At 46.7% G+C, this 6,093-nt stretch carries 6 protein-coding genes and 1 pseudogene; 6 read left to right on the forward strand and 1 reads right to left on the reverse strand.

Going from position 1 to position 6,093, the window contains the following annotated elements; translation table 11 throughout:
- The 3 genes from IQ235_RS16170 to IQ235_RS16180 all read left to right on the forward strand — a co-directional run.
- The coding region (locus tag IQ235_RS16170) for a cobaltochelatase subunit CobN (RefSeq protein ID WP_264322471.1) at positions 1-1,360 on the forward strand (1,360 nt) is incomplete at its 5' end.
- Positions 1,361-1,396: 36 nt separating this feature from the next.
- Positions 1,397-2,515, forward strand: a complete 1,119-nt coding sequence (locus IQ235_RS16175; protein ID WP_264322472.1) for an AAA family ATPase — start codon at positions 1,397-1,399, stop codon at positions 2,513-2,515.
- Positions 2,464-3,165, forward strand: a complete 702-nt coding sequence (locus IQ235_RS16180; RefSeq protein ID WP_264322473.1) for a DUF3226 domain-containing protein — start codon at positions 2,464-2,466, stop codon at positions 3,163-3,165. The genes IQ235_RS16175 and IQ235_RS16180 overlap by 52 nt, the downstream gene beginning before the upstream one ends.
- 162 nt (positions 3,166-3,327) lie before the next feature.
- On the opposite strand, the gene IQ235_RS16185 is transcribed toward IQ235_RS16180, so the two are convergent.
- On the reverse strand, positions 3,328-3,507 hold the full coding sequence (locus IQ235_RS16185; RefSeq protein ID WP_264322474.1) for a ribbon-helix-helix domain-containing protein: 180 nt from the start codon (positions 3,505-3,507) through the stop codon (positions 3,328-3,330).
- Between the two features lie 225 nt (positions 3,508-3,732).
- Here IQ235_RS16185 and IQ235_RS16190 point away from each other — a divergent pair, with 225 nt between their 5' ends.
- From IQ235_RS16190 to IQ235_RS16200, 3 genes and pseudogenes are all read left to right on the forward strand, one after another.
- Positions 3,733-3,996: a hypothetical protein gene (locus IQ235_RS16190; protein ID WP_264322475.1), complete on the forward strand. Its 264-nt coding sequence runs from the start codon at positions 3,733-3,735 to the stop codon at positions 3,994-3,996.
- A gap of 170 nt (positions 3,997-4,166) precedes the next feature.
- Positions 4,167-4,760, forward strand: a complete 594-nt coding sequence (locus IQ235_RS16195) for a Uma2 family endonuclease (RefSeq protein WP_264322476.1) — start codon at positions 4,167-4,169, stop codon at positions 4,758-4,760.
- 557 nt (positions 4,761-5,317) lie between these two features.
- A pseudogene (locus tag IQ235_RS16200) lies at positions 5,318-6,070 on the forward strand (pentapeptide repeat-containing protein); the annotation flags it as partial.
- Positions 6,071-6,093: the final 23 nt, after the last annotated feature.

The following is a 6,093-nucleotide window of genomic DNA, read 5'->3' on the forward strand; positions in this document are numbered from 1 at the left end:
TATCTGGATTCGCGATACCCTCCTCCCGGCGTTGCAACAAACTGAAGGCGAAATCACCAACCTCCTCCACGGTTTAGGCGGCGGATTCGTTCCCAGTGGGGCTTCTGGCGCGCCGACGCGGGGGCGTTCGGATGTGTTACCCACCGGGCGCAACTTCTATTCGGTGGATATTCGCGCCATCCCCACGGAAACGGCTTGGGAGGTGGGGCGCAAAGCGGCAGAGGTTCTCATCGAACGGTATACCCAGGAAAATGGCGAGTATCCCCGAACCCTGGGGCTTTCGGTGTGGGGAACCTCTACGATGCGAACGGGGGGAGATGACATTGCCGAAGCCCTGGCATTGCTGGGAGTACAGCCGGTGTGGGATGGCATTTCTCGCCGGGTAACGGACTTTGAAATTATCCCCCTGGCAATGCTGAATCGCCCTCGGGTGGATGTGACGCTGCGGATTTCCGGCTTCTTCCGGGATGCGTTTGCCAATCTGATCGACTTGTTCGATTCGGCAGTGGCGGCAGTGGCGAATTTAGCCGAACCCGCCGAACTCAACCCCCTGGCGGCGCAAGTACAAGCAGAAACCCAACGGTGGCAGGAATTGGGATTGCCGGAGGAAGCGGCAAAACTGCGATCGCGCTATCGAGTTTTCGGTTCTAAGCCGGGGGCATACGGCGCGGGATTGCAGGGGTTAATTGAAGGGCAAAACTGGAAAGACGATCGCGATTTAGCCACCGCCTACCTGAATTGGAGTAGTTACGCCTATACGGGAACGGGCAAAGGCGTGTCTGCCCCGGAAGCCTTTGAAAACCGCCTCGCCCAAATGCAAGTTGTCTTGCACAATCAGGATAATCGGGAACACGACTTACTCGACTCCGACGATTACTATCAGTTTCAGGGGGGATTGACGGCGGCGGTACGAAAGGTTCGCGGGGAGAATCCGGTGACGTATTTCGGGGATAGTTCGGTGCCGGAAAACCCGAAAGTGCGGCATTTGAAAGAGGAAATTGCCCGAGTTTATCGATCGCGGGTGATTAATCCTAAATGGATTGCCGGGGTGATGCGCCACGGGTATAAGGGGGCGTTTGAAATGGCGGCGACGGTGGATTATTTGTTCGCCTACGATGCCACGGCGCAATGCGTGGAGGACTATATATATGAGGGGGTGACGCAGGCGTATCTATTGGATGAAGAGGTGCAAGGGTTTATCCAGAATAAGAATCCCTGGGCGCTGCGAGATATGGCGGAACGAATGCTAGAAGCGAATCAGCGCGGGTTGTGGCAGTCGGCGAGTGGGCAGGTGTTGGAGGAACTCAGGGCGATCGTTTTGCACGCTGAAGGGGCGATCGAATCGACGATGGGGGGTTAGAATAATAAGTAAAATTAAATCAAAATTGAATTTTGTATGTTGCAAGATTTAACAGTTGTAAATTATCGATCGTTAAAAGAATTCAAGATCGATCGACTTTCTCAAGTTAATTTAATTGTTGGCGATAATAATAGTGGTAAAACCAGTTTTTTGGAAGCTTTATATTTATTTTTAAATAAAGCTCAACCTATTTTACTATTTTATCTTTTAGAGCTACGAGGAAATATTACTCTTCTTACAGAAAATAAAAAGTTTTACCAAATCAAAAATTTATTTTTTGAAAGCAATGACAAACAAGAACTTTTTCTAAATATCTTTTCTGTTCGTGGAAAAGATATGTCTATCAAGATATGTATAGAAACTTTAGATACAAAAGAGATATCCTTAACACCAGAATCTTGGTCTTTACTAGGAATTCCAGAACTCCAGTTATCTATTTTTGTTGACAAAAAGCAGATTGCAAAAATTCCTGTCTTCGAAAATGGTCTACTCGAAAATCCTTTAGAGATAAATTTAAATTTCTTAAATCATTTATTTTCTACCTCAAAGTATCAATTTATTACAACTAACAAATTTAGTTTTAATAAATTATCGATGATGTGGGATAAAATAGCTTTAACTTCTAAAGAAGATAAAATTATTCGAGCTTTAAAAATTTTAAATTCAGATATAGAACGCTTAAACTTTACCAATAATTCAAGTGATCGTAGTGGTATATTCTTTAAAATACACAATCGAGAAAATCCAATTCCAATCGGAAACCTTGGAGAAGGAATACACCGAATATTGGCCCTAGCAATGAAATTAGTAATGGTAGAAAATGGAGCATTACTAGTTGATGAAATTGATATTGGATTGCATTATGCAGCTCAAACCGAAATGTGGAAATTTGTTTTAGAGATCGCTAAACAGCTCAATATCCAAGTTTTCGCCACGACTCATAGCTGGGATTGTATCTGTGCGTTTCAAGAAGCCTTAGCCGAAAGTGAAGATAGCTCGATCGGTCAATTATTTCGATTGAGCCGGAAAGACGATACTATCAAACCCGTGATTTATAATGCCGACGACTTAGAGATTGCGGTACGGCAAAGTATTGAGGTGCGTTGCTGCCTAAAGGACGTAAACCACCGAAACCCAAACCCCAACAATTATTAGTCGAAGGAAAAAACGATCGCCACGTGATTTGGGCTTTGTGCCAAAAATATCAACTTCCCAAAGTCTTTTCTGTCGAAGTTCCTTCCGAAGAAGAGAATTCTTTAGAAAATGATGGGCAAGGAATCGAGCTTTTGTTAAAAGGAATTCCCGATCGATTGCGACAAGAGAACTTACAAACCTTGGGAATTGTGGTTGATGCCGATCTCGATTTATCTGCCCGGTGGCAATCCGTTAGCGATCGCTTGAAATCCTGCGGTTACACTCAGATTCCCTCCTCTCCTCCGGCAGATGGTTGGGTATACGAACAATCAGAATTACCACGCATTGGGGTGTGGCTGATGCCCGACAATCAACTTTCCGGAATGCTAGAAGATTTTGTTGCCCGACTGATGTCCCCCGACGATAATTTACGCCCCAAAGCCGACACTATCCTTGAAGAAATCGAACGGGAACAACTCAACCGCTACACCTCCGTCCACCATGCCAAAGCCCTCATCCATACGTGGCTGGCATGGCAAAAAAAACCGGGTATGCCGATGGGACAAGCGATTACCGCACAGGTACTCGGCGATGACGAGACGATCGCCTTGGCATTTGTGAAATGGCTCGATCGCCTCTTCAACCCGAACGCAAACTTGTCTACCAGCTAAAACAATTCTGATTCGCCAGGTGGCAGCAGTTCGTCGCGGTAAGACTCGAAAGCTGGAAAATCTGGCAACCCTTGATACGAAAGAACTATTTCCTGCCAGGATGTGATTTTCCTTTGCGTCGTAGGAGACTGTTGACACAGCACGGGTTCACACCGAACGCCTTCATTCATCTCCTTGTTTTGTCGATGAGGAAGATTTTCCCCGACGATCGATAAGTGCTTTTTTGACGATGACATGAATTAACTGGGGAACCGACCTAAAATCCTCCTCAGCCCACTGTTGTAACTCTTTGTAGTCGCTGGGGTCAAAACTGATGGTAGTTCTCGGTCTTTGTGTTGCCATATTACATAAGTCGTTTTCCCTATAGATATTATGCGCTGTCGGGCGATTTGGGATCGAAAACTTGCTTCATGACTGCACTCATATATTTTTGACTGCACTCGTACATAAGTGATGTACGAGTGCTATACTGCAATTGACAAATAAAAAACGCCGCGCCCCAGGTGTAACAGACCTAAAGCGCGACTTTACCCCCTCTAGAAATCACCTACAGGAGGCACATCCACTATGTTACAAGTCGATGGCGAATCCGATAGCCAATCCAAACTCGGAAACGCTACTCCATCGCCAATGGCGGACGATCCGCCCAATCCTACCGATGGACGCAATCTCGTGAGAATCCTCGTCGTGGGTTCTCCCAGCGGGGTCGAACATACGATTCGCACCCTCTACATCCTCGGATTTGCCCAAATTAGCGATTGGAGTCCGCTATTACCCGCTCCTCACTCAACAGATGTGATGAGCATTTTGACCCGACAAGTCGGGCAATAGCACTATTAATTAAAGAGGCGATCGCCCGATCGCCTCTTCCTGTGTCAAACAAGGATATCGATCGGTTATCGCGATCGAATCAAAAAATGGGACGTTCGTTCGTAAATAGACACCACTTTGCCTTTCCCATTGTCTATAATTAGCTCGCGAACTGAATTGCAGAGGCGATCGTGACGACTCTGATTCCCACCTCCAACCTCCAAGAACAACGGGTTGTCCTACCCAGCGTTACCTGGCAACAGTACGAAAGTTTGTTGACCACTTTAGGCGACTATCCCGGATTGCGCCTCATATATCTCGAAGGAACCCTAGAAATTTTCATGCCTTCTGCCCAACACGAGATGATAAAAAAAGTCATCGCGCGACTTTTAGAACGTTATGCAGAAGAAGTCGATATCCCTCTGCACGGGTACGGATCGACAACCTTTCGACTCGAAGCCAAAGCAAAAGGACTCGAACCCGATGAATGTTACTGCGTCGATACCCTCAAAGAGTTACCCGACTTGGCGATCGAAGTTAATTTAACCAGTGGTGGTGTCGATAAACTCGCCATTTATCAAGGATTGGGGGTTCCTGAAGTGGTTATTTGGCAAAACGATCGATTGACACTTTACGATTTACGAGAAACAGAGTATCGAGAAAGTGCAACCAGCCAGTTTTTTCCAGATTTGGATTGGAACCTGTTGGCGCAATACATTCGTCCTCAAGAACAACCGCAAGCGATTAAAGACTTTTTAAAAGCAATTCGATCGCAGGAAGGATAAAGATCGGCTTCTATGTAATCGCTGTTTTAAGCTCTCAATGCCAATACTCAAACCTCAGTCATTACGTAAAATCGTTTGCCCTTTCCCCTCAAATGCGTTCGATACGAAAACAAAAATTTTCCAGAAAGTATTTCTACCCGAATTGACAAATAATCTTTTTTATGTATTCCGTTCAACTCGGTCGAAAAGACATTTTAGTAGCTGTGGTTTTAAAAAGACCGCTCCGCGATCGGGTTTGACAATCGATCGAGGGCTAGCTGAGTTATCCCTCATAATTCGAGACGATACTTCTACCCCCTCTGAAACCATCGCGTCACCGACCGGCGAAAGTTATGATGGTAGAATCGGGACTGTAAAAATTCAGTGCAGATAATTCGGGTAGGGAAGAAAATGACGCAAGCGAGCGTACTCTCGACCTCTGTTTCCCTGTCTCTTTCGTTTTAAATACCGGGGAGACAACTTAGTGGCGCAGTGGCTCGTTCGAGTCTTTCGACCGCCACCACTCTTAATACGCTTAAGCATACACTGTCATGCTCAGATTGTCTCAGGGTTGCCCAATGGAAGCTGAAGAACTCTTAAAACACTATGCAGACGGAGAGAGAAAGTTTGCCAAGATTAACCTAAATGAAGCGAATCTGAGTCAAGCCAATCTAAGCCAAATCGATTTGAGCGATGCCTGTTTGAGCGTCGCGAACCTCAGCGGAGCCAACCTCAGCGGAGCCAACCTCCAACGCGCCAAACTCAATGTTGCCAAACTCAGCGGCACGAACTTAAGCCGGGCTAATCTCAGCAGTGCCGACTTGAACGTATCCAACCTGATTCGAGCCGACCTTCGAGGCGCGACTTTACAAGATGTTGCCTTAGTTCGATCGGAATTGCTGCGAGCGGATTTGAGTCGAGCGGATCTGACCGGTGCAAATCTCAGCGGTGCGATTCTCAAAGAAGCCAAACTCACCCAGGCAAACTTTCAAGGGGCAAATTTCAGCGAAGCCGATCTCAGCAGTGCGACGCTGGCAGCCGCCAACTTAGAACATGCCACTTTTAGAGGTACGAACCTCAGGCGAACCGACCTTAGCGGCGCTAATCTACGCAATGCCGAACTCAGACAAGTCAGTTTAGCTGGCTCCAAACTCGTGGGTGCCGATCTTCGGGGTGCGAATCTGCGCTGGGCAGATCTGGGTGGCGCTAATTTAGCGGGTGCGGACTTGAGCGGAGCCAAATTGAGTGGCGCTAATTTAACGGGTGCGGATTTGAGCTATGCGAATTTAATCAACGCCAGCTTAGTCTATGCCGATTTGACCGGAGCCAATTAAATGAAAGTGGATTGGATGGG

Origin of the sequence: Zarconia navalis LEGE 11467, from assembly GCF_015207075.1 — a bacterium.
Lineage (GTDB): Bacteria > Cyanobacteriota > Cyanobacteriia > Cyanobacteriales > Geitlerinemataceae > Zarconia > Zarconia navalis.

What these genes read in the sequence shown, in the direction of transcription:
- IQ235_RS16175 (WP_264322472.1), top strand. Translation starts at nt 1,397, where the DNA reads ATGTTGCAAGATTTAACAGTTGTAAATTATCGATCGTTAAAAGAATTC.
- IQ235_RS16185 (WP_264322474.1), bottom strand. Translation starts at nt 3,507, where the DNA reads ATGGCAACACAAAGACCGAGAACTACCATCAGTTTTGACCCCAGCGAC.
- IQ235_RS16190 (WP_264322475.1), top strand. Translation starts at nt 3,733, where the DNA reads ATGTTACAAGTCGATGGCGAATCCGATAGCCAATCCAAACTCGGAAAC.